We start from the raw sequence: 22,732 nt of genomic DNA on the forward strand, positions 1-22,732 counted from the left end.
CGCTTTGACCCTCACGCTCGGCGCCGGGGTCGATCCCGCCATGACCGGGGTCAAGCACCACGACCAGCGGGCCGCTCCCTTCCTTCCGTGGCGGCGGCAGTTCGGCGGCCTCGGGCAAGGCCCAGTCCGGCAAGTCCGGTCGCGCCGCCTCACGCGCGAAACTGGCCGCGTCGGTCGGCGCCAGAACCAGTTCGATCCGCGGATCGTCGCCGGTGACCATCTCGGCGCGCTCCACCTTCAGCGGGCCGGCCAGTTCCATGACCAGCCTCGACCAGCCCGGTCGGAAGGCCCCGGCCCGCAAGCTGACGCCCGGCCGCACCACTGCCAGCGCCTCGACCCCGCGCCAGTCGATCTCGCGCGCGTCGATCACGAGGCGCGGCGGGTTGTCCATCAACCGAAGCCGCCAGGGCACCGGCTGGCTGAGCGCCACCTTCAGCTCCAGCCCGCCATCCGCCAGCGCGACGATGCCCGACCGCAGCGGGTTCACCTTGGCAAGCGCCGACAAATCCTGTGCCGCAGCCGACAAGGCAAGCAAGAGCAGCATGAGAAGCGGGCGGAGCAAGGTCATCGCCGCCTTATCCCCGCTTGATCGGGCTTTGTAAATTCCCGCAGGGTGCCGAAAGCGCAAGGCTTCTGCTCTCGGGTTCCCTCCGACGAGGAACGACGTCGAACGCGGAGGATAGCCCCGCATCACGAAACGGCGAGCGGCTTGTCTTGCCCGGACCCCGCCCCTATCCTGCCGCGCGCCGCCAAGCCTGCGGCCCGCAATGGAGACCGCATGACCCGCCTCGCCCTCGGCCTGATCGCCGGCCTTGCCAGCCTTCCCGCCTTTGCCGAAGACCTGTCCAAGACCGACCCGGCTTCGGCCAGCACGATGTCCGAGGCCGAGCGCAAGGCCTTCCGCGACGAGGTGCGGGCCTATCTCCTCGATCACCCGGAAGTGCTGATCGAGGCGATGGACGTGCTGCAGAAGCGCGAAGAGGACGCGGCGCTGGCGCGCGACAGCCAGTTCATCACCACGAACAGCGACACCATCTTCGCCAATGCGAACGACTGGGTCGGCGGCAACCCGCAGGGCGACATCACGCTGGTGGAGTTCATGGACTATCGCTGCGGCTACTGCCGCAAGGCCTATTCCGAGGTCGATCAGCTGATCAAGACCGACGGCAACATCCGCTTCGTGGTCAAGGAATTCCCGATCCTGGGCGAGGCATCGACCCTGTCGGCGCAATTCGCCATCGCGCTGCGACAGTTGCATGGCGACGAGGCCTACGGCCGTGCGCATGACGCGCTGATGACCCTGCGCGGCGAACCCACCCCCGAAACACTGGCGCGGGTGGCCACCGATCTGGGCCTTGACCCAAAGCCGATTCTCGACCGGATGGGTGCGCCCGAGGTGCAGGCGGTGATCGCCGCGAACTACGCGCTGGCCGAGAAGATGGAGATCACCGGCACTCCGGCTTTCGTGCTGAAGGATACCGTGCTGCGCGGCTATGCGCCGCTGGAGACGATGCAGGACTTCGTCAAGGACGCGCGGTCGGACGGCTAGGCTGCTGGTCCGGCAACCGGAAAGGGCGGCCTCGCTGGCCGCCCCTTCGCATCATGCCTCGATGGCCGAGGGTTCCGGTCGCACCGCATGGACGACCCATAGGCCGACGCCCAGCGTCAGCAGCGCCATGCCGACCGTCGCGAAGGTGCCCGGCAATCCGAACCAGGCGACCAGCGGGGCCGACACCAGGGGCGACGCGAACTGGCCGAGGAAGAAAGCGGTGGTCAGCAGGCCCGACGCCCGCCCCCGCATCGACGCGGGCACCCGTTCCATGAACCATGTCGTATAGTTCGGCATCGAGATCCCCATCCCGAGCCCCGCGATCAGCGACCCCAGCAGCACGCCGCGCCAGTCCGAGGCCGTGGCATGGGCCAGGAAACCAAGGCCGATCAGTACGAAGGACAGCCCGAAGATCGTCATCGCGCTCAGCCGCGCCCGGATGCGGCCATACATCAGCGCGACCGGGGCCGAGACGGTGACGAGCGCCGCCATCAGCGCACCCACGACCAGCGGGCTTGTCACCCCCAGCGCCTGCAGATGGAACGGGAGCCGGGTGGGCGTGACGTAGAAGGCGGTCTGGAACAGGAAGGCCAAGGGCGCGATGAAGGCATAGGCGGCCCAGGGGAAGCGGTCGGCCGTGGTCTGCACCGCTCGCGGTCGGTCCCGCTCTGCCGCGATCCGGCGGGCATGGGGGCCAAGCGCAAGGAAGGCCAGTGCGGCGATGGGCAGGATCAGCCCGTAGACCGCGAAGGCGCCGCGCCAGTGATAGCTGGCCAAAAGGCCCCCGAGCAGCATGAAGACGATCCCCGCGCCCGAGATCGCCGCGCCCTGCATCCCCAGGAACCGCGCCCGCGCCGGGCCCTGCCACAGGTCGCTGGCCCAGGTCATCCCCAGGTTCATCGTCCCCGCCACGCCCAGCCCCAGCGCCAGCCGACCGGCCAGCATCCCCCACAGGCTTTCCGCCCAGAGACCCGAGGTGCCGCCGATGGCATAAAGCCCCGCCGTCAGCAGCAACAGCTTCTGCCGGTCCCAGCGGTCGATCAGCACGCCCATCAGGCCTGCGGACAGCACGATGGCGAGCGAGGGCAGCGTCACGATCAGCCCGGCCAGCGTGTCGATATGCGGGACGGCGGCATAATGCTCCCGCAGCCCCGGCAGCGACGAGGCGACCGTGGCATTGGCCATGATCGTCATCGACGCCAGCCCCAGAACCGCCCCTGTCACCGCCCGGCCTGGCGGCGCTTCGCGTGTCTCGCTCATCTCGCATCCCTCGATTTGTCTTGCCGAAGATGCGGTATTCCACCATCATGGACAAGGCAGCCATTCTTGCAAGGTGTGTCCAGAATCATGGACAATGATCTCGACCTCTCCGCCCTCCGCGGCTTTCGCACCGTCCTGCGCGAGGGGTCGTTCTCCGCCGCCGCCCTTGCCCTGCGGGTGCCGAAATCCACCCTCTCCAAGCGCGTCGCCGATCTTGAGGCGCATCTCGGTGTCCGGCTCATCGAACGCTCCACCCGCACCCTGCGCCCCACGCAGGAAGGCGAGGTTCTTGCCGCCCGCGCCGACCGGCTTCTGGGCGAGGCCGAGGATATCCGGCGCGCGCTTGGCGAATCCGGTGGCACCCCGCGCGGGCATCTGCGGCTGGCGGTGCCGCAATCCATTGGCAACACGCTGATCGGCACCATCGCCGCCGGGTTCCGCCGCCTTTATCCCGACGTCACGTTGGAGGTGCATTTCCTCGACCGCGCACCGGACCTGCTGGAGGAAGGCTTCGACGGCTGCATCCGCTTCGGGCCGCTGGAGGATTCCAGCCAGGTCGCCCGTCGCCTGCTGCACGGCCAGGCGATGCTGGTCGCCAGTCCCGACCTGCCCGGTCTGGACAAGCTGACGCGCCCCGAGGATCTGCGGCAGGTCCCGTTCGTCGGGCTTGCCGCGCCCTGGCCCGGTGGCCTGCCCTTGCAGAACGGCAGCGAAGAGGTGGTCATCCCGCACGACCCGCCCCTGCGCCTCGGCTCGCATCTGGCGGTCCGCGACGCGGTGCTGGCCGGGGCCGGGATCGCCGCCCTGCCCGGCATCGTCGCCCGCCCCAACATCGCTGCCGGACGGCTGGTGCAGGTGCTGCCCGACTGGTCCACGCCACGCAAGGCGATCTACTTCGTCTACCCCTCGGCCCAATCCGTCACCGCAAGGCTGCGCGCCTTCATCGACCATCTGGCGCGCGAACTCGGGGATGACTAGGACGCTCGTCGCAGACTTCGTCACTCCTCGCTCCGCCCTCCGACGAGAAGACGAAGTCGCACGAGGAGGCGTCCACCCTACTCCGCCGCGAGCTTCTCCGCCGCCTCGATCTCGGCGGCCTTCGCCTCGACCAGTCCGACGATGTGGTCCACCATCGCCGCGTTCGACAGCGTGTGGTCCTGCTTGCCGGCGAGGTAAACCATGCCCTTGCCCGCCCCGCCGCCGGTGAAGCCGATGTCGGTCATCAAGGCCTCGCCCGGGCCGTTCACCACGCAACCGATGATCGAGAGGGACATGCTGGTCGTCACATGCGCCAGCCGCTCCTCCAGCGCCGCGACGGTCTTGATCACGTCGAACCCCTGCCGTGCGCAGCTGGGGCAGGAGATGATCGTCACCCCCCGGTGCCGCAGACCCAGCGACTTCAGGATCTCATAGCCGACCTTCACCTCTTCCACCGGGTCCGCGCTCAGGCTGACACGAATGGTATCGCCGATCCCCATCCACAGAAGGTTGCCCAGCCCGATGGCCGATTTCACCGTGCCCGACACCAGCCCCCCGGCCTCGGTGATCCCCAGATGGATCGGCGCGTCGGTGGCATCGGCGAGCTGCTGATAGGCGGCGGCGGCGAGGAATACGTCACTGGCCTTCACCGAAATCTTGAACTCGTGGAAATCGTTGTCCTGCAACAGCTTGATGTGGTCGAGGCCGGATTCCACCATCGCCTCGGGGCAAGGCTCGCCGTATTTCTCCAGCAGGTGCCGCTCCAGCGACCCCGCGTTCACCCCGATGCGGATGGAGCAACCGTGGTCCTTCGCCGCCCGCACCACCTCGGCCACGCGTTTCGCATCGCCGATGTTGCCGGGGTTGATCCGCAGGCAGGCGGCCCCCGCCTCGGCCGCCTCGATCGCGCGCTTGTAGTGGAAATGGATGTCCGCAACGATCGGCACCGGGCTTTCGGCGACGATTTCCTTCAGCGCCCGGGTGCTTTCCACATCCGGCGTGGAAATCCGCACGATGTCGGCCCCCGCCAAGGCGCAGCGCTGCACCTGGTCGATGGTCGCGGCCACGTCCGAGGTGATGGTGTTGGTCATCGTCTGCACCGAGATCGGCGCGTCGCCCCCGACCAGCACCTTGCCCACGCGAATCTGCCGCGACATCCGGCGCTGGATGTTGCGCCAGGGGCGGACGGGATTGTGGGTCATCGGTCAGGCTCCGTTACATGCCGCCCGAACATAGGCCGCAAGGCAGGCGCGGACAATGGGCCCCGGCAATGGGTCGCGGCTTACTCCGACGCGTCCGGCGCAGGTGCAGGCACCACGTCCGAGGCATCCGCCGTGGCGAAATTCGCCAGGTCCTGATCCTTGGTCAGATCGGCCTGCGCGAAGCTCTGGGTCAGCGCCTCGGGCGACAGCGGGATATCCTTGGCGATCTGCGCCCCCGGCGCGGCGGGGCCATAGGCAACGCCATCGACGACGAAGTAGATCGACCCGGAATTGCCGGTGCGGAAGACTGCAGCGGTTTCCAGCGGCGGCACGGCATAACGCTCGCCCGCGTCCAGGATCTTCTCGAACAGCACGGTGCCGTCGGCGGCGTTGACCCGCACCCAGGACGGGCGCACGGCCAGGACCTCGACGCCTTCCTTGGCATCGGCGATCACCTGCACGTCGCTGCCGACCGCCTGGTCGATGGCGGCGTCGACGGAATCGGTTTCGGCCACTTGCGCCAGCACGCCGGTATCGCGCGGGTTGATCGCGGCAATCGGCCCATCGCGCGAGGTCAGGACCGGCACGTCCAGCGCTTGCGGACGATACAGGCGGTCCAGCACGTCATCGGTCGCGGTGCCTTCGGCGCTGGCGACGGCCTCGGCTGCCGGTTCGGCCGGGCGCGTGGCCACGACGTTCGGCGCGGCTGCCCCGGCATTCGCCAGCGGGTCGATCTGGGCCACCACGGTCGGCGCCTCATCGACCGGGGCCAACTGCACGCGCTGCACTTCCTGCAGCACCGACCAGCCACCATAGCCGATGGCGCCGATCAGCGCGACCAGCACGGCGATGGAGCCAAGCGCACCGGGCTCGATATGCGAGAAGATCGCCTCGCCGCGCGGGATGAAGCTGGCGTTCGGGTCGCCCAGCGGATCAGAAAATTCCGACCGCGCCCGCGCCTTGACGATCTGCTGTGGGGAAGCGGCGGCGGAAAGCCCGTGCGAAACCTGGTAGCCGGCCTCGGCACAGAAACGCTCGAAGGCCCATTCCGGGTCCATCGCCAGGTAACGGGCATAGGAGCGGACATAGCCTGCCACGAAACCGGGGGTCTCGAAGGCCGAAAGGTCGGCGTTCTCGATGGCGGCGATGTAGGTGGCCTTGATCTTCAGCTCGCGCTGGACATCCAGCAGCGATTTCCCAAGCGTGGCCCTTTCGCCGCGCATGAGATCACCAAGACGCAACTCGAAGTCATCAAAGCCCTTTGGCTTGTCTTCTTCGGTTGTCGAAGGTTTCGACCTCCAACCGATCATCAGCGCCCTGTCCCCTTGGTGCACTACTCAATCGTGGCCGCCTTCCCCAGCGACTCACATGTGTTCTATTCGCGAAACCCTATCACAGGACAAGGGCTTTTCCACGGGCCAAGCCGCTTTAGGCGACCTGTTCGGCGCGATTCAGCGCACAATGTGCCCAGAGCTTGTCCATCGCCCGGACCAGCGCCTCGATCTCGCCCGTGTCATGCACCGGCGAGGGGGTGAAGCGCAGCCGTTCCGTCCCGCGCGGAACGGTCGGGAAGTTGATCGGCTGGACATAGATGCCGTGGTCTTCCAGCAGCATGTCCGACAGCATCTTGCAGTGCACCGGGTTGCCGACATGGACCGGCACGATATGGCTGCCGTGGTCGATGATCGGCAGGCCCATCGCCTTGAGCCGGGTCTTCAGGATCTTCGCCTGGGCCTGGTGCTTCTCGCGCAGGGCGCGGCCACCCTCGCCCTTCAGGAAGCGCACGGAGGCCGCGGCACCCGCCGCCACGGCGGGCGGCAGCGAGGTGGTGAAGATGAACCCCGGCGCGTAGGAGCGCACTGCATCCATCATCCGGGCCGAACCCGCGATATAGCCGCCGAAGACGCCGAAGGACTTCGACAGCGTGCCATTGACGATGTCGATCCGGTGCATGTGCCCGTCACGTTCCGCGACGCCCGCCCCGCGAGGCCCGTACATGCCGACGGCATGGACCTCGTCCAGGTAGGTCAGCGCGTCGAACTCGGCCGCGAGGTCGCAGATTTCCCCGATCGGGCCGAAGTCGCCGTCCATCGAATAGATCGATTCGAAGGCGATCAGCTTCGGCGCCTTGGGATCGTCCTTTTCCAGAAGCTCGCGCAGATGGGCCACGTCGTTGTGCCGGAAGATCCGCTTCTCGCCCCCGCCGCGCCGCACGCCCTCGATCATCGAGGCATGGTTCAGCGCGTCGGAATAGATGATCAGGCCGGGGAACAGCACCCGCAGCGTCGACAGCGTCGCGTCGTTGGCGATGTAGGCCGAGGTGAAGACCAGCGCGGCCTCTTTCCCGTGCAGGTCGGCCAGTTCCGCCTCCAGCCGCTTGTGCCAGACCGTGGTGCCCGAGATGTTCCGCGTGCCGCCCGAGCCCGCCCCGGTCGCGTCCAGCGCCTCGTGCATCGCCGCCAGCACTTCGGGGTGCTGGCCCATGCCCAGATAGTCGTTGCCGCACCAGACGGTGATGTCCTTCTGGCTGCCGTCGGGCTTCGTCCACACCGCATGGGGGTATTGCCCCTGCGCGCGGGCAATGTCGATGAAGGTGCGGTAGCGTCCCTCGTCGTGCAGGCGTTGCAGGCTGGCGTCGATTGCGTCGTCGTATCTGGTCATCGGCCTCGGTCCCTTTTGCGGCGGTTCTGCCCGACCCACCGCTTTGGTGCCTTGATTTCGGTCAAACGTCCCGGCGATCCAAGGGGGCGAATTGTCACCCCTCCGGCCCCGGTCCCCTTTCCCCTTAGCGCAAGCCTCCCGCTCTGGACAGTCCCTACCTGCCTGCTAGGCTCTGTCCCGATCACATCCCGGAGAGTGCCATGACCCTCGACGCCGTCCTTTCCCGCATCGACGAAACCCTGCCGCAGTCGCTGGACCGGCTGATGGCGCTGCTGCGCATCCCCTCGATCTCGACCGATCCCGCCTACAAGGCCGATTGCGCCCGCACCGCCGACCATCTCGCCGCCGACCTGGCCAGCCTCGGGTTCGAGGCCCGCGCGGCGGCGACGCCCGGGCATCCGATGGTGGTGGCGCATGGCGGCGAGGGCAAGCGCCATATCCTCTTCTACGGCCACTACGACGTGCAACCCGTTGACCCGCTGGAGCTTTGGGACCGCCCCCCCTTCGACCCGGAACTGCAGGACACGCCGAAAGGCAAGGTCATCCGCGCCCGTGGCGCGTCGGACGACAAGGGCCAGCTCATGACCTTCATCGAGGCCTGCCGCGCCTGGAAACATGTCCACGGCACGCTTCCGGCCAAGCTGACCATCTTCCTGGAGGGCGAGGAGGAATCGGGCTCCCCCTCGCTCGTCCCCTTCCTGGAAGCGAACCGGCAGGAACTCAGCTGCGACCTTGCGCTGATCTGCGACACCGGGCTGTTCGAGGAAGCCACCCCCGCGATCACCACCATGCTGCGGGGTCTTGCGAAATCCGAATTCACCATCCGCGCCGCTGCCCGCGACCTGCATTCCGGCATGTATGGCGGACTGGCGCAGAACCCGCTGCACCTGATGGCGCGGCTGCTGGCGAATCTCCACGATGCGCAGGGCCGGGTGCAGGTGCCGGGCTTCTACGACGATGTCGACGAACTGCCCGACGCGCTGCGGAGCCAATGGCAGGCGCTGGCCTTCGACCACGCGGGCTACCTGGGCGACGTGGGCCTCTCCGTCCCCGCGGGCGAGCAGGACCGCACGCCGCTGGAGAAGATCTGGTCCCGCCCGACGGCCGAGGTCAACGGCATGTGGGGCGGCTACAATGGCGCAGGCTTCAAGACCGTGCTGCCCTCCGAGGCGCACGCCAAGGTGTCCTTCCGTCTCGTCTCGCGGCAGGACCCGGAGAAGATCATCGCATCATTCAAGACATGGGCAAAGGCGCAGATGCCCGCCGATTGCGAGATCGTCTGGGAGGGTGGCAGCGACGGCGCCCCGGCCTCGGTAATGGAAATCGCCGACCCGGCCTTCGAAGCCGCCCGTGGCGCATTGACCGAAGAATGGGGCCGCCCCGCCGCCTTCGTCGGCTCGGGCGGGTCGATCCCGGTGGCGGGCTATTTCAAGACCATCCTCGGCATGGATGCGATGCTGATCGGCTTCGGCCGCGACGACGACCAGATCCACTCGCCGAACGAGAAATACGACCTGGAAAGCTTCCACAAGGGCATCCGCAGCTGGGCCCGCATCCTGGCCCGCATCGCGTGATGCTTGAACTTCGCGACGCAAGACCTTCGGACGAAACGGATTTCCGGCACCTCTGGCAGGGGTTCTGCGACGGCTACGGCCTGACCCTGCCGGAAGAGGTCACCGCCTTCACCTGGGCGCGGCTGATGGACCCCGGCAACGCGCTGACCGCCCGGCTGGCGGTGCTGGATGGCGTGCCGCAGGGCTTCGCGATCCACCAGCACCACCCCTCGACCTGGGTGCTGGGCGACGACGGCTATCTGGAGGACCTGTTCGTTGCGGAAGCGGCGCGGGGCAAGGGCCTTGGCCGCGCGCTGATCGAGGACCTGATCGCCATCGGGCGCAGGAATGGCTGGCGCAGGCTCTACTGGCTGACCGAGATCGAGAACCAGACCGCCCGCAGGCTCTATGACCAGTACTGCGAGAACGACGGCCACATCCGCTACCGCATGACCCTCTAGGCGCACAGGCCGGGCGAAAAGTCTTCGAAGACTTTTGCAAATTCCTTCGAAGGAATTTGGCCCACCGCAACGAAAACGGGGACCCGAAGGCCCCCGTCTCCAGTCCTGCCGATGCGGTCAGCTTGCCTTCAGCGCGGTCGCTTCCTTCAGCGTGCCCTTCATCTCCCAGCTCACCACGACCTTCTCGCCGACCTTGAACGGCTTCACGTCATAGCCCGCAGGCAGGTGATAGGTCGTGCCATCCTCCAGCACCACCGTCATCGTCTTGGCGTCGATCGACTTGATCACGCCCGAGGTGTCGGTCGAAGCGGCCAGCACGGCAGTGCCAAGGCCAAGGCTTGCGATCAGGGCCAGGGGCAGAATGTTCGAACGCATGATGCGTCTCCTGTTTCAGGAACGGGATTTCCCTTCCGTTCCAGTCACTTCCCGGCGCGCCGGGCCTGTCGCGTCGATGGTTTCCCATCCGGCAGGCTCTGGCCGGGATGGCAGGACGCTACTCCCCCCGCCCCGGTCTGCGAAGGGGGGCTCACCGCAAGGTTCCGCGCCGTGACAGGCTGTGCTGCACTGCGGAACCGGCGGCTTCCTGCCGAGGGGCGGCGACGGTCCAACTCACGGGATTTCAGTCCCTTGCCCGAACCCGCCGGTCCTTCGCCCGCGCTTGCCCCCCTCACTGATCGCCAAAACAAATCACAGTCGGGCGAGCCGCGCGCGAGCCTAGTCACACAGCGTCCAGATGGTCCGGTTTCCGTCCGGGTAGTCCAGCACCAGGACCTGCCCCTGCCCGTCCGACTCGCGCCGGATCACTGCCGACTCGACCCAGTCCTCGCCGCCGCCGCTGACCAGAAGCGAGACCTCCACCCGGTCCGGCTCGCCCGGGAACTCGATCAGGTCGGTGACGGTCATTCCCCATTCCATGCCGAAGATCGTACCGTCCCTCACCGTGATCCGCTCGCCCATGCCGCAGGGCATGCCTTCGCTGGCGTAGATGCCGTCGAATCCGGTGGGCAGCGCCACCCCTTCTTCGGCCCGGGCCGGGGTGGCGCAAAGCAGGATGGCAAGGCAGGCAAAGCGGGTCATCTGGGCACTCCCGGGGATCATGGCGCAGGAATATCCGCCACCGCCCCGTCGGGCGAGGTTGGAAAACATGACCTTCACAGGAGAAGCTGGCGCGGTGGACGGGGCTCGAACCCGCGACCCCCGGCGTGACAGGCCGGTACTCTAACCAACTGAGCTACCACCGCGCGCTTGAGGGGGCAGATACGGGGTTGTCGGAAGGGCGTCAAGCGGGAAACGCGCGGCCTCGCACCCGTGCCGGAGCCTGCTCTGGCAAACGCAGGCAACAAGCGCCTCCCTCCCCCTCCGCGGGGAGGGCTGGGGTGGGGGGCGGCGGGTGAGAAGGCAGGCCGGATCGGTCAATCAGCCCTAACGCTTGCTGAACGCCCACAGCCAACCCGTTGGAATCATTGCACCCCAAGGGCCTGTCCCGCGTGGACATCCCTGCAGTCACTGGAAGGAAGGGAAGGCTGGCGCGGTGGACGGGGCTCGAACCCGCGACCCCCGGCGTGACAGGCCGGTACTCTAACCAACTGAGCTACCACCGCGCGTGGAGGGCGGGATAGACGCTTCCCCCGGGGGCGTCAATGGGGGAAGCGCGGGTTTTTCAGCGGTCAGGGGCGGGGATGAACTCGCCATCGTCGCCCGGAGGCAGTTTGAAGCGGCCGTGCTGCCAGTCCCCCGCACGCCAGGCTTCCTTGGCCGCCTCGATCCGCTCGCGCGAGGAGGCGACGAAGTTCCACCAGATGAAGCGCGGCCCGTCCATCGTGGCGCCGCCGAGGAGCATCACCCTGGCCCCCTGCGGGCCGGCCTTGACCGAGACCCGGTCGCCCGGCCGGAAGACCAGCATCCGCCCGGCCTCGAAGACCTGCCCGCCGGACGCGACCTCGCCCTCCAGGATGTAGACCCCGCGGTCCTCGTGGTCGTCGGGCAGCGGGATCGCCGCCCCCGGCTGAAGGCGGGCGTCGGCGTAGAAGACCTCGGAGGGCATGGCGAGATCGACCTTCTCGCCCCAGGCATGGCCGAGGATCAGGCGGACCTCTTTTCCCTCGCCCTCCAGCTCCGGCAGCGCGTCGCGGCCGAGATGGGTGAAACCGGCGGTGTCGTCCTCGCGGTCCTTCGGCAGCGCGAGCCAGGTTTGCAAGCCGAACATCGAGAGGGGGGCCTTGCGGGCCTCGCCATCCGTCCGCTCTGAATGGGTGATCCCCTGCCCCGCCAGCATCCAGTTGACCGCGCCGGGTTCGATCCAGGCATCGGTGCCCAAGGAGTCGCGGTGGTGAAGGCGACCCCGCAGAAGATAGGTGACGGTCCCGAGGCCCACATGCGGGTGGGGGCGGACGTCGATGCCGTCCCCGGTCAGGAACTCGGCCGGGCCCATCTGGTCGAAGAAGATGAAGGGGCCGACCATCTGACGCTGGGCCGAGGGCAGCGCGCGGCGGACCTCGAAGCCGCCGAGATCACGGGCGCGGGGGATGATGACGGATTCGATCTGGTCGACCTGGTTTCCGATCGGGATCGAGGGGTCGAGAAGCGGGTTCCACATGGGCTGTCTCCTTTGGGGGGAAGGTAGAGCCGGGGGGCAGGAATTTCATCCCGATCTGTCCGCGCGGAGGATGTGCGGGGGTGAACAGCATGGGGTGTCCACGGTGGACAGAATTTTCAGGCCCATTGAATCAATAGGTTGCCTGCGGACGTTCAGGATTGATTAACTTCTGGCCCGCCCCCCACTGCAAATGGACGAGGAAGAGGTATCGCGCCGCTGTCCTGCTCCGGGCGTCAAGACTCTTGAATTGCACGGACGAATAATATCGGATGGAGACAGAGAATCGGAAGGGACCGAAGTTGACCATCCGCCTGAACTTTCCCGAAGCGATCACCGAAATCGAGGACCTGCGCATTCCGCTGCCGGACGGGACGCGGCTTTCCGCGCGGGTCTGGATGCCGGAGGGTGCCGCCACCCGCCCGGTCCCCGCCGTGCTGGAATACATCCCCTACCGCAAGCGCGACGGCACCCTGCCCCGCGACGAGCTGATGCATCCCTATGTGGCGGGCCACGGCTATGCCTGCGTCCGGGTCGACTTACGGGGCAACGGCGACAGCGAAGGGCTGATGGAGGACGAATATTCCGCGCAGGAGTTGCAGGACGCCTGCGACGTGATCGCCTGGCTGGCCCGGCAGGACTGGTGCAGCGGGACCGTGGGGATGATGGGAAAAAGCTGGGGCGGGTTCAATTGCCTGCAGACCGCCTTCCTGCAACCCCCGGCGCTGAAGGCCGTCATCAGCGTCTATTCCACCACCGACCGTTTTGCCGACGACATCCACTTCAAGGGCGGCGCGCTTCTGGGCGAAAACTTCGGCTGGGGTTCGGTGATGCTGTCCTATAGCTCGCGGCCGGGCGACCCGGTGCTGCACACCCATTGGCGCGAGGACTGGCTGAAGCGGCTGGAGGCGCAGCCCTTCCATGCCCCCGGCTGGGCCAGCCACCAGAGCCGCGACGCCTATTGGAAGCACGGCTCGATCTGCGAGGACTGGGACCGGATGGTCGTGCCGGTCCTGTCCTTCGGCGGCTGGAACGACAATTACATGAACACGGTCGCCGCGCTGATGGAGAATGCGCGCGGGCCGGTGAAGGGGATCATCGGGCCCTGGGTGCATCAATACCCCCATACCGCCGTGCCGGGGCCGAAGATCGGCTTCCTGCAACTGGCGATCCGATGGTGGGACCGCTGGCTGAAAGGGGTGGAGAACGGGGCCGAGGCTGACCCCGCCTTCCGCGCCTATATGCTGCATTCCGCGCCGCCGAACCCCAGTGCCGTGCATCGCGACGGACACTGGATCGCCGAAGCCGAATGGCCGACACCGCGCGTCAGCCGCCGGGTGCTTATGGTGTCGGACGAAGGCCTTGGCGTGACGGGACCGCTGTCAGCCAGCGTCTGCACGCCACAGCATCTGGGGATGACGGCGGGCGAGTTCTTCCCGATGGGCCTCAACGCCGAAATGGCGGGCGACCAGCGGGGGGATGACGCGCTGTCAGTCTGCTTTGACGCCGCAACGCTGGCGGCCCCGCTGGAGCTGATGGGGGCGGCGAAACTGTCGCTGCGGCTGTCGTCGGACAAGCCGCTGGCGGTGCTTGTCGCCCGGCTTTGCGATGTGGCACCGGATGGGTCCTCGACCCGGATCGCGCATGGCATGTTGAACCTGTGCCATCGCGCTGACCGGGAACATCCCGAACCGATGCGGCCCGGCGTGCCGGAAGACATCACGCTGAGCCTTGACCAGATGGGCTATCGCGTGGCGGCGGGCCACCGGCTGCGGCTGGCCTTGTCGACGACCTACTGGCCCTTCGTCTGGCCAAGCCCCGAGGCGGCAACGCTGGCGATCACTTCGGCCAGCCTGGACCTGCCGATCCACCAGGGCACGGGCGAGGCGGAATGGACCCCTCCCCCGGCCGAGACGGCCGCGCCGTGGAAGCACCGGCTGCTGCGGACGGGCAGCGCCTCGCGCCGGATCGAGACGGATCTCATCGCAGGCCGTCATGCGCTTGTGGTCGAGGACGACCAGGGCGACCCGGAGAACCTGTCGCATGGCCTGATCACCGGCGAACACACCACCGAGCGCTGGGAGATCGGGGCCGATCCCCTTTCCGCGCGGGCCGGGATCACCTGGGAACAGCGGCTTTCGCGCGGCGACTGGCGGGTGAGGACACGGGCCGAAACCGTGATGACTGCGAGTGTCACCCATCTGAGGATGCAGGCGACCCTGACCGCCTGGGAGGGCGAGACGGTGATCTTCCAGCGCGACTGGGACGAGGAGGTGGAACGCAAGTTTGTGTGACGGTCCGCGAAAAAACGTTTGCCGGATGGCAGGGTTCGCGGTTTATTGATTGTCGAGTCAATAAAAGAATCCCCAAGACGGGGACCACATAGGGAGACGAAGATGAACGACAAGCACAACCAGCTTGACTGGATGGTCGCGCAAGCTGCCAAGGGCCGGATGACCCGGCGCGAGTTCGTGGGCCGCACCACGGCGATGGGCATTTCGGCGGGCCTCGCCTCGGCGCTGTTCGGCAAGGCCGCGCTGGCCGACGAACCGAAGAAGGGCGGCGTGATCAAGCTTGGCATGTCCGGCGGCGAATCGACGAACAGCCTCGACCCGGCGATCGCGCTGTCGGAAGTGCCCTACCAGGTGAACATGACCTGGGGCGAGATGCTGTGCGACGTTCACCCCGATGGCACGCTTGACCTGCGCATCGCCGAGGAGGTCTCGTCCTCGCCGGATGCGACGGAATGGAAGTTCAAGATCCGCTCGGGCGTGGAATATCACGGTGGCGGCACGGTGACGGCGGAAGACGTGGTGGCGACGCTGAAGCGGCACACCGACGAGAAGTCGCAATCGGGCGCGCTGGGGATCGTGCAGGGCATCACCGACATGAAGGCCGAGGGTGACATGGTCACGCTGAAGCTGAATGCGGCGAACGCCGACCTGCCCTACCTGATGGCCGACTATCACCTGATGATCCAGCCCGGCGGCGGGGTGGACAATCCGGCGGCGGGGATCGGGGCGGGGCCCTACCAGGTCGTCGTGAACGAACCCGGCGTGCGCCACACCTTCAAGAAGCACGCCAACTATTTCGATTCCACCATCGGCCATGCCGACGAGATCGAAATCCTGGTGATCAACGACAACACGGCCCGGACCGCCGCGCTGCAATCGGGCCAGATCCACATGATCAACCGGGTCGACCCGAAGATCGTGGAACTGCTGAAGGGTGTCGCCGGCGTGCAGATCAAGGCCGTCGCCGGTCGCGGGCACTATGTCTTCATCATGCATTGCGACAAGGCGCCCTTCGACAACAACGACATGCGGATGGCCCTGAAACTTGCGATCAACCGCGAGGAGATGGTGCAGAAGATCCTCGGCGGGCTTGGGTCGGTCGGCAACGACTTCCCGATCAACGCGGCCTATCCGCTGTTCGACAACACGATCGAGCAGCGCACCTTCGATCCGGCCAAGGCGGCGGAGCACTACAAGGCCTCGGGACACGACGGCAGCCCGATCATCCTGCGCACGGCTCCGGGCGCCTTCCCCGGCGCGGTGGATGCGGCGAACCTGTTCGCGGCCAGCGCGAATGCGGCGGGCATCCCGCTGCAGGTCAAGCTGGAGCCCGACGACGGCTACTGGTCGAACGTCTGGAACGTCGAGCCCTTCTGCGCGAGCTACTGGGGCGGACGTCCGGTGCAGGACCAGATGTACTCGACCGCCTACCTGTCGACCGCCGACTGGAACGACACAAAGTTCAAGAACGCCCGCTTCGACGAGCTTTTGCTTGCCGCGCGGGGCGAGCTGGACGAGGCCAAGCGCAAGGCCGAGTATTCGGAGATGGCGCATATCGTCCGCGACGAGGGTGGCTTGATCCTGCCGATGTTCAACGACTTCGTGGCCGGGGTCAGCGACGCCATCGCGGGTTGGGTCGACGATCCGAACGGCGAGCTGATGAACGGGCGCGCCCAGGTCAAGTGCTGGCTGGCCTGAGGCCGGGCCGGTGCATCCGATCCTGAAACTCGTGGTCCAGCGCGTTGCGCTGGGCCTCCTGCTGCTTCTGGCGGTGTCGGCGGTGATCTTCCTTGGCGTCGAGGCGCTGCCGGGTGATACCGCGCAGGCGATCCTTGGCCAGTCGGCCACGCCCGAAGCGCTGGCGAACCTGCGCGAGAAGATGGGGCTGAACCAGCCGCCGCTGACGCGCTATTTCCAGTGGCTCGGCGGTATCCTGACCGGCGACCTGGGCCATGCGCTGACCAACGGCGCCGATATTGCCGAAGCCATCGGGCAGCGTCTGGGCAACACGCTGTTCCTGGCCGGGTGCGCCGCCGTCATCGCGGTGCCGCTGGCGATCCTCTTGGGCCTGATCGCCGCGCGCTATGCCGGGAAATGGCCGGACAAGCTGATCTCGGGCATCACGCTGACCACGATCAGCCTGCCGGAATTCGTCGCGGCCTATTTCGTGATCTATCTCCTTACCCAACTGGTGCCGATCTTCCAGCCGGTCGCGATGGTCTTTCCCGGCATGGGCTTCTGGGAGAAGCTGCACGCCGTCGCCCTTCCGGTGATCGTGCTGGTGCTGGTGGTGCTGGCCCACATGATGCGGATGACGCGGGCGGCGATCCTGAACGTGATGCAGTCGGCCTATATCGAGACGGCGGAGCTGAAGGGCCTGTCGCCGATGACGATCATCTGGAAGCACGCTTTCCCGAACGCCATCGCGCCGGTCGTCAGCGTGGTGATGCTGAACCTGGCCTACCTTGTCGTCGGCGTCGTCGTGGTCGAGGTGGTGTTCGGCTATAACGCGCTGGGGCAGTACCTGGTCGACCATGTGACCAAGCGCGACCTGCCGGTGGTGCAGGCGGTGGGGCTGATCTTTGCCGCGGTCTACATCTTCCTGAACATGCTGGCCGACATCATCGGCATCCTGGCCAACCCGCGACTGAGGCATCCGAAATGAGGCTTCCGCTTTCCGCCCTCATCGGACTGGTCCTGACCGGGACCTTTCTGTTCATCGCGGTCTTTGGCTACTGGATCGCGCCCTACCCGATCGACGACAGCAGCGGCGGCCAGTGGGAAGGCTGGTCTGCCGCGCATTGGCTGGGCACCGACACCATCGGCCGGGATATCCTGAGCCGGCTGATCTATGGCGCGCAGGTCACCATCTTCGTGGCGCTGGCCTCTTCGATCCTCGCCTTCTCGCTGGGGGCCTTCCTTGGCTTTCTGGCGGCGGTCAAGGGTGGCTGGGTCGACCAGATCCTGTCGCGGATCGTCGACCTGGTGATGGCGGTCCCCTCGCTGATCGTGGCGCTGGTCCTGCTGTCGGTCCTGCCGTTGAACCTGACCGTGCTGATCCTGGTCATGGGCATTCTCGATTCGACCCGCGTCTTCCGCCTGTCCCGCGCGGTCGCCGTCGACATCGCCGTCATGGATTATGTCGAAGCGGCGAAGCTGCGGGGTGAGAAGGGCGGCTGGATCATCTTCCGCGAGATCCTGCCGAATGCCCTGTCGCCGCTGGTCGCCGAATTCGGGCTGCGCTTCATCTTCGCGGTCCTGTTCATCTCGACCCTGTCGTTCCTGGGCCTTGGGGTGCAGCCGCCGCTGGCCGACTGGGGCGGGATGGTGAAGGAAAACAAGGACGGGCTGATCTACGGCAAATCCGCCGCCCTCCTGCCCGCCGCCGCGATTGCCGCGCTGGCGATCAGCGTGAACCTGGTGGCGGACTGGATCCTGACCCGCACCTCCAGCCTGAAGGGAGGCCGCGGTGGCTGAACCATTGCTTCAGATCAAGGGCCTGGTGATCGAGGCCACCTCCTACCCGCCGGGCGAGCCGCCGAAGAACGTGACGCTGGTGCATGGGGTGGACCTGACCCTGCAGAAAGGCCGCGTTCTGGGGCTGATCGGCGAATCCGGCGCGGGAAAGTCGACCATCGGCCTCTCTGCCATGTCCTACGGGCGCGGCGGGGTGCGGCTGACCGGGGGCACGATCCACCTGAACGAGCGGGAAATCCGGCTGGCCTCGCACCGCGAGCTGCGGGCGCTTCGGGGGCGAGAGGTCACCTACGTCTCGCAGTCGGCGGCGGCCAGCTTCAACCCGGCGAAGCAGATCATGGAGCAGGTGATCGAGTCCTGCCTGTCGCATGGACTGTGCAGCAAGACGGAAGCCGAGGCGCGGGCACGCGGGCTGTTCAGGAAGCTGGGCCTGCCGAACCCTGACACGATCGGCAACCGCTATCCGCACCAGGTTTCGGGCGGGCAGCTGCAGCGCTGCATGACGGCGATGGCCTTGTGCCCGAAGCCCGACCTGGTGATCTTCGACGAACCGACGACCGCGCTGGACGTGACCACGCAGATCGACGTGCTGGCCGCGATCAAGGAGGCGATCCGGGATACCCATGTCGCGGCGCTGTATATCACCCACGACCTTGCCGTGGTGGCGCAGGTGGCCGACGAGATCATGGTGCTGCGCCACGGCCGGATGGTGGAACTGGGCGAGACCGGGCAGGTGATCCATGCGCCAACGCAGGACTATACCCGCGCGCTGGTGTCGGTCCGGGGGCTGGACCATAGCGAGAAAGCCCCTGCCCCGCCCGTCCTGCAGGTGCAGAACATCACCGCGCGCTATCGGGGGACGAACTTCGATGTGCTGAAGAACGTCTCGGTCGACCTTCCCGCCGGGCAGACTTTGGCGGTGGTGGGGGAAAGCGGATCGGGCAAGTCGACGCTGGCCCGCGCGATCACCGGGCTGTTGCCACCATCGCAGGGACGGATCACCTTTGCCGGGCGGTCCTTGTCGGCGGACCTGGCGGGACGCACGAAGGACGACCTGCGCGAGATCCAGATGATCTACCAGATGGCCGATACCGCGATGAACCCGCGGCAGACGGTGGGCACGATCATCGGGCGGCCTTTGGAGTTCTACTTCGGCCTCAAGGGGGCCGAGCGGGACCGGCGGGTGCAGGAGCTTTTGGACCAGATCGAGATGGGCAAGGGCTTTGCCGAGCGCTATCCGGCGGAACTGTCGGGCGGGCAGAAGCAGCGGGTCTGCATCGCGCGGGCGCTGGCGGCAAAGCCACGGCTCATCATCTGCGACGAGGTGACTTCGGCGCTGGACCCGCTGGTGGCGGACGGCATCCTGAAGCTTCTGCTGAACCTGCAGGCCGAGGCGGGGGTGGCCTATCTCTTCATCACGCATGACCTGGCGACGGTGAAGGCCATCGCCGACAAGATCGCGGTGATGTTCAAGGGCGCGGTGGTGCGCTACGGGCAGAAGTCGGACGTGCTGACCCCGCCCTTCGACGACTACACCGATCTGCTCTTGTCTTCGGTGCCGGAGATGGAACTGGGCTGGCTGGAACAGGTGATCGCGCATCGCAGGATGGAGAGCGCGGGGAATTGACCGGGCGCCGATTTCTTCGAAGAAATCGGACCGGAGCCTTTGAAGGCTCCGAAGCGGAATTTTCGAAAATTCCGTTTTCTGACAGATATATGTGAGGCGAACTTCAGACATGACCAAACTTCTTCTCATCATCCTGGACGGGGTGCCGTACCGGAACTGGCGGCGGCTGTTCGGCAACCTGGAAGGCTGGGTCGAACAGGGCCAAGCCCAGGTGCGGCGGATGCGGGCGGTGCTGCCCTCGACCTCGGCCTCCTGCTATGCCTCGATCCACACCGGGGTCCCGCCGCAGAAGCACGGCATCTGGGACAATGCGGGCATCCGGCGGCTGGAGTTTCCCGATGTGTTCAGCGAGCTGACGAAGGCGGGGAAGAAGACCGGGGCCGTCACGCACAGCTACTGGTCGGAGTTCTTCAACCGCGCGCCCTTCGACGTGGTGCGCGACATCGAATACGACGAGCCGGAGGGGCCGATCACCCACGGGCGGTTCCACACCATGCATGGCTATGGCCGCGCGAACCAGATGACGCCGTCGGACTACGACCTGTTCGGGACGCTCACGCGGCTGTGCGAGGTCAAGGGGATCGACTACGGCATCCTGCACACCTGCACGCTGGACAGCATGGGGCACCGCTTCTTCCATGACTGCGAGGAGATGGATCACGCCTGCTACCATCTGGACGGGGTGCTGGCGCCGTTCCTCCACCGCTGGCGGCAGGCGGGCTATGAGGTGATCGTCACCGCCGACCACGGGCAGGATGCGCGCGGGCATCATGGCGGGACCGGCGAGGATCAGCGCGACTTTGCGTTTTACTACTTTGGCGACAGTGGCTTGCCGGGCGAAGATGAAGTTCTGGATCAACTGGCGCTTGCCCCGTCGATCCTGGCGCGGATGGGCGTGCCGGTGCCCGACTCGATGACGGCGAAGCCCTTCCTCACCGCGTGATCGCGCTGCCCCGAGGCCACAACCGCAGGATTGTGCAGGACAGAGTGTCGCTCGCCTGTTGAAAGCCCCCGGCGCCTTGTGCAAGCTGGGGCCGAGGTTTTGGGGGACCTCCTGCATGTTCCGGTTTCACGTCGATCTCCTGGGCTCGTGCCGGGTCGCCCGCATCGCAACGGGCGAGGAGGTCGCGTTCAAGACGCGCAAGGCGCGCTGCCTGCTGGGGCTGCTTCTGTTGTCCCCCGGCCAGCGGATGAACCGGGAACAGCTGGCCTCGCTGTTGTGGGACCCCGCCCCGGAAGCTTTGGCGCGGTCGAGCCTGCGGCAGGCGCTGCGCGAATTGCGCGAGGTGCTGGGGCCGGAGGATGAGGATCTGGTCGAGGCGGACCGCTTCTCGGTCGCGCTGAAGGCCGCGGCCTTCGATCTGGACGTGCGGCGATTCCGCGAGTTGATCACCACCAGCGCGCATGACCAGAACGCGCTTCTCTCGGCGGCGGCGCTGTGGCAGGGCGAGCTCTTCGGGCCAGCGCATCCCAATGCACCGGTCTTCGAGGCCTGGCTGCAGATCGAGCGGTCGCAACTGCGGTCGGTGCTGACCACGGCGCTGACGGACGAGCTGGAAAAGCTGATCGCCACCAATGCCTTCGGAGATACGCGGGTGGCGGAGGAGCTGGTGCGGATCGAGCCCAGCCACGAGTTGGCGCATCAGTTCGTCATGCGCTTCCACGCGCTTCGGGGCGACCAGTCGGCGGCCTTGCGGCAGTTCGGCCTGCTGGAACAGGCGCTGGCGGAAGAACTGGACAGCGAGCCGAGCGAGGCGTCGCAGGAGCTGCTGGTCGCGATCAAGAGCGGCGAGGTGTCGTTGCCACGCGCGGCGGTGGCGACCCAGCCGAGCCGCGCGCCACTGACCCGCAGCGGCCCGCCGCGGATCACCATCCGCCCGCCGCTGACGCGGCATACGGACGCCAGCAAGGACTATCTGGGCGAAGGGTTTGCCTTCCTTGCGAAATCCTGCCTGTCGAAGTTCCGTTGCTGGATCGTGATCCCCTGGCCGTCCGCCGGGTTCGAGTCCGCCGCCGCCGTGGACTTCACCGCCGTGGGTGCCGCCATCGACGCGGATTTCGCGGTGGACTGCGTGCTGGACTGGCGCACGGGGACCGGCAAGCTGTTCGTCACGCTGATCGACTGCCGCGACGGCAGCGAGGTCTGGTCGCATCTGTTCCCGGTCGCGGAACACGAGTTGCAGGAGATCAGCTCGTCGGTCGCGGGGGCGGTGGCGGCGAACCTGGCGTCGCAGGTGAACCACATCACGTTGCTGCGCCACGCGCGCAGCACGCCGGGCAACCCGGTCGCCTATGACCTGTGGCTGAAGGGGCACCAGTTGTCGCGGCTGTGGTCGGCGGAAGCGGATGCCGAGGCCGAGGCGATGTTCCTGAAGGCCATCGAGCTGGACCCCGGCCTTGCGGGCAGCCACGCGAGCCTGGCGCAGGTCCTGTGCACCCGGAGCATGGTGCGGCCCGGCTATGCCAACCGCAAGGCCGACTGCGCCAAGGCCTTCAAGCACGCGCGCGAGGCCATCGCGCTGGACCCTTACGACCCGCGCTGCCACATCAGCATGGCCTGGAACTGGGCCATCGCACGGTCCCCGGAACGGGCGAATTCGCATTTCCGGCTGGCGGTGGACATGAACCCGCATGACGCGGAAACCCTGATCGCGGCGGCGAGTGGCCTCGGGTTCCTGGGCCATGCCGACGAAGCGAAGGACCTGGCGGCGCAGGCGGTGAAGCTGAACCCGATCTACCCGGAATACTACACCGCCTATCTGGCCGGGATTCACTTCATGGCGGGCGATCATGCCACGACCATCGCCACGGTCGAGAAATGCCCCGACGGCTTCCCCGATCTAGGGGTCTGGGCGATTGCCTCGTTCGCGCATCTGGGCCGGGGCGACCGGGCCGGGGCGGCCTATCGCACCTTCCGCCGCATCGCGCGGCAGATGTGGGACGGGCCCAACAGCCCCGACGAGGAAGCGCTGGAGACCTGGGTCGTCGACAGCCTGCCGATCTGCTGGCCCGAGGGTCGGCTCAGCCTGCAAAAAGGCCTGCGGCTGGCCCGCGACATGGCGGCGGAACACGCCTGA

At 67.0% G+C, this 22,732-nt stretch carries 18 protein-coding genes, 2 tRNA genes and 1 pseudogene; 11 read left to right on the forward strand and 10 right to left on the reverse strand.

The features are described from left to right. Positions 1-568: pseudogene (locus tag ACE3P6_RS03525) on the reverse strand (N-acetylmuramoyl-L-alanine amidase); the annotation flags it as partial. A 210-nt stretch (positions 569-778) separates the two neighbouring features. Between ACE3P6_RS03525 and ACE3P6_RS03530 the strand changes: the two are divergent. Beyond that, complete coding sequence (locus ACE3P6_RS03530; RefSeq protein ID WP_374391671.1) at positions 779-1,549, forward strand: DsbA family protein; 771 nt, start codon at positions 779-781, stop codon at positions 1,547-1,549. Positions 1,550-1,600: 51 nt separating this feature from the next. On the opposite strand, the gene ACE3P6_RS03535 is transcribed toward ACE3P6_RS03530, so the two are convergent. Next, positions 1,601-2,809 carry an MFS transporter gene (locus tag ACE3P6_RS03535; RefSeq protein ID WP_374391673.1) on the reverse strand — a complete coding sequence of 403 codons (1,209 nt, stop codon included), beginning with the start codon at positions 2,807-2,809 and terminating at the stop codon, positions 1,601-1,603. An 87-nt stretch (positions 2,810-2,896) separates the two neighbouring features. Here ACE3P6_RS03535 and ACE3P6_RS03540 point away from each other — a divergent pair, with 87 nt between their 5' ends. Next, positions 2,897-3,787 (forward strand): LysR family transcriptional regulator, encoded by an 891-nt coding sequence (locus ACE3P6_RS03540; protein ID WP_374391674.1) that lies wholly within the window; start codon positions 2,897-2,899, stop codon positions 3,785-3,787. Between the two features lie 77 nt (positions 3,788-3,864). Here the strand turns inward: ACE3P6_RS03540 and ispG are convergent, their stop codons facing one another. From ispG to hemA, 3 genes are all read right to left on the reverse strand, one after another. Beyond that, the gene (gene ispG / locus ACE3P6_RS03545) at positions 3,865-4,989 is read right to left on the reverse strand and encodes a flavodoxin-dependent (E)-4-hydroxy-3-methylbut-2-enyl-diphosphate synthase (protein ID WP_374391676.1); all 1,125 of its coding nucleotides are present in this window, start codon (positions 4,987-4,989) and stop codon (positions 3,865-3,867) included. An 80-nt stretch (positions 4,990-5,069) separates the two neighbouring features. Beyond that, positions 5,070-6,299, reverse strand: a complete 1,230-nt coding sequence (locus tag ACE3P6_RS03550) for a helix-turn-helix domain-containing protein (RefSeq protein WP_374391678.1) — start codon at positions 6,297-6,299, stop codon at positions 5,070-5,072. Positions 6,300-6,417: 118 nt separating this feature from the next. Further along, a complete protein-coding gene (hemA, locus tag ACE3P6_RS03555) occupies positions 6,418-7,650 on the reverse strand; it encodes a 5-aminolevulinate synthase (RefSeq protein ID WP_374391679.1) in 1,233 nt (410 codons plus the stop codon). A 200-nt stretch (positions 7,651-7,850) separates the two neighbouring features. Here hemA and ACE3P6_RS03560 point away from each other — a divergent pair, with 200 nt between their 5' ends. Further along, positions 7,851-9,224, forward strand: coding sequence for a M20/M25/M40 family metallo-hydrolase (locus tag ACE3P6_RS03560; RefSeq protein WP_374391681.1), 1,374 nt, complete (start codon positions 7,851-7,853; stop codon positions 9,222-9,224). Then, positions 9,224-9,664 (forward strand): N-acetyltransferase family protein, encoded by a 441-nt coding sequence (locus tag ACE3P6_RS03565; RefSeq protein ID WP_374391683.1) that lies wholly within the window; start codon positions 9,224-9,226, stop codon positions 9,662-9,664. Before ACE3P6_RS03560 ends, ACE3P6_RS03565 begins: the two co-directional genes overlap by 1 nt. Positions 9,665-9,781: 117 nt before the next feature. Here the strand turns inward: ACE3P6_RS03565 and ACE3P6_RS03570 are convergent, their stop codons facing one another. The 5 genes from ACE3P6_RS03570 to ACE3P6_RS03590 all read right to left on the reverse strand — a co-directional run bounded on the left by ACE3P6_RS03570 (position 9,782) and on the right by ACE3P6_RS03590 (position 12,260). Then, a complete protein-coding gene (locus tag ACE3P6_RS03570; protein WP_374373551.1) occupies positions 9,782-10,039 on the reverse strand; it encodes a DUF1344 domain-containing protein in 258 nt (85 codons plus the stop codon). A 339-nt stretch (positions 10,040-10,378) separates the two neighbouring features. Then, positions 10,379-10,741, reverse strand: coding sequence for a hypothetical protein (locus ACE3P6_RS03575; RefSeq protein ID WP_374391685.1), 363 nt, complete (start codon positions 10,739-10,741; stop codon positions 10,379-10,381). Positions 10,742-10,828: 87 nt separating this feature from the next. Beyond that, positions 10,829-10,905, reverse strand: a tRNA-Asp gene (locus ACE3P6_RS03580). Between the two features lie 283 nt (positions 10,906-11,188). Next, a tRNA-Asp gene (locus tag ACE3P6_RS03585) sits at positions 11,189-11,265 on the reverse strand. A 59-nt stretch (positions 11,266-11,324) separates the two neighbouring features. Beyond that, complete coding sequence (locus ACE3P6_RS03590) at positions 11,325-12,260, reverse strand: pirin family protein (RefSeq protein WP_374391687.1); 936 nt, start codon at positions 12,258-12,260, stop codon at positions 11,325-11,327. A 299-nt stretch (positions 12,261-12,559) separates the two neighbouring features. Here ACE3P6_RS03590 and ACE3P6_RS03595 point away from each other — a divergent pair, with 299 nt between their 5' ends. From ACE3P6_RS03595 to ACE3P6_RS03625, 7 genes are all read left to right on the forward strand, one after another. Then, positions 12,560-14,551 (forward strand): CocE/NonD family hydrolase, encoded by a 1,992-nt coding sequence (locus tag ACE3P6_RS03595; protein WP_374391689.1) that lies wholly within the window; start codon positions 12,560-12,562, stop codon positions 14,549-14,551. A gap of 102 nt (positions 14,552-14,653) precedes the next feature. Beyond that, positions 14,654-16,249, forward strand: coding sequence for an ABC transporter substrate-binding protein (locus ACE3P6_RS03600; protein WP_374391691.1), 1,596 nt, complete (start codon positions 14,654-14,656; stop codon positions 16,247-16,249). Between the two features lie 10 nt (positions 16,250-16,259). Further along, on the forward strand, positions 16,260-17,216 hold the full coding sequence (locus ACE3P6_RS03605; protein ID WP_374391692.1) for an ABC transporter permease: 957 nt from the start codon (positions 16,260-16,262) through the stop codon (positions 17,214-17,216). Next, a complete protein-coding gene (locus ACE3P6_RS03610; protein ID WP_374391694.1) occupies positions 17,213-18,028 on the forward strand; it encodes an ABC transporter permease in 816 nt (271 codons plus the stop codon). The genes ACE3P6_RS03605 and ACE3P6_RS03610 overlap by 4 nt, the downstream gene beginning before the upstream one ends. Continuing rightward, positions 18,021-19,655, forward strand: a complete 1,635-nt coding sequence (locus ACE3P6_RS03615; protein WP_374391696.1) for an ABC transporter ATP-binding protein — start codon at positions 18,021-18,023, stop codon at positions 19,653-19,655. Before ACE3P6_RS03610 ends, ACE3P6_RS03615 begins: the two co-directional genes overlap by 8 nt. A 109-nt stretch (positions 19,656-19,764) precedes the next feature. After that, on the forward strand, positions 19,765-20,598 hold the full coding sequence (locus ACE3P6_RS03620; RefSeq protein ID WP_374391697.1) for an alkaline phosphatase family protein: 834 nt from the start codon (positions 19,765-19,767) through the stop codon (positions 20,596-20,598). A 115-nt stretch (positions 20,599-20,713) separates the two neighbouring features. Beyond that, positions 20,714-22,732: a BTAD domain-containing putative transcriptional regulator gene (locus ACE3P6_RS03625; RefSeq protein ID WP_374391699.1), complete on the forward strand. Its 2,019-nt coding sequence runs from the start codon at positions 20,714-20,716 to the stop codon at positions 22,730-22,732.

The organism is Tabrizicola sp., from assembly GCF_041911175.1.
Classification (GTDB): domain Bacteria; phylum Pseudomonadota; class Alphaproteobacteria; order Rhodobacterales; family Rhodobacteraceae; genus Tabrizicola.

Bases quoted from the DNA above. Each gene is read 5' to 3' on its own strand.
- ACE3P6_RS03540 (WP_374391674.1), top strand. From the start codon at position 2,897: ATGGACAATGATCTCGACCTCTCCGCCCTCCGCGGCTTTCGCACCGTC.
- ACE3P6_RS03535 (WP_374391673.1), bottom strand. From the start codon at position 2,809: ATGAGCGAGACACGCGAAGCGCCGCCAGGCCGGGCGGTGACAGGGGCG.
- hemA (WP_374391679.1), bottom strand. From the start codon at position 7,650: ATGACCAGATACGACGACGCAATCGACGCCAGCCTGCAACGCCTGCAC.
- ACE3P6_RS03530 (WP_374391671.1), top strand. From the start codon at position 779: ATGACCCGCCTCGCCCTCGGCCTGATCGCCGGCCTTGCCAGCCTTCCC.
- ACE3P6_RS03565 (WP_374391683.1), top strand. From the start codon at position 9,224: ATGCTTGAACTTCGCGACGCAAGACCTTCGGACGAAACGGATTTCCGG.
- ACE3P6_RS03560 (WP_374391681.1), top strand. From the start codon at position 7,851: ATGACCCTCGACGCCGTCCTTTCCCGCATCGACGAAACCCTGCCGCAG.
- ispG (WP_374391676.1), bottom strand. From the start codon at position 4,989: ATGACCCACAATCCCGTCCGCCCCTGGCGCAACATCCAGCGCCGGATG.
- ACE3P6_RS03570 (WP_374373551.1), bottom strand. From the start codon at position 10,039: ATGCGTTCGAACATTCTGCCCCTGGCCCTGATCGCAAGCCTTGGCCTT.
- ACE3P6_RS03600 (WP_374391691.1), top strand. From the start codon at position 14,654: ATGAACGACAAGCACAACCAGCTTGACTGGATGGTCGCGCAAGCTGCC.
- ACE3P6_RS03620 (WP_374391697.1), top strand. From the start codon at position 19,765: ATGACCAAACTTCTTCTCATCATCCTGGACGGGGTGCCGTACCGGAAC.
- ACE3P6_RS03590 (WP_374391687.1), bottom strand. From the start codon at position 12,260: ATGTGGAACCCGCTTCTCGACCCCTCGATCCCGATCGGAAACCAGGTC.
- ACE3P6_RS03625 (WP_374391699.1), top strand. From the start codon at position 20,714: ATGTTCCGGTTTCACGTCGATCTCCTGGGCTCGTGCCGGGTCGCCCGC.
- ACE3P6_RS03610 (WP_374391694.1), top strand. From the start codon at position 17,213: ATGAGGCTTCCGCTTTCCGCCCTCATCGGACTGGTCCTGACCGGGACC.
- ACE3P6_RS03575 (WP_374391685.1), bottom strand. From the start codon at position 10,741: ATGACCCGCTTTGCCTGCCTTGCCATCCTGCTTTGCGCCACCCCGGCC.
- ACE3P6_RS03550 (WP_374391678.1), bottom strand. From the start codon at position 6,299: ATGATCGGTTGGAGGTCGAAACCTTCGACAACCGAAGAAGACAAGCCA.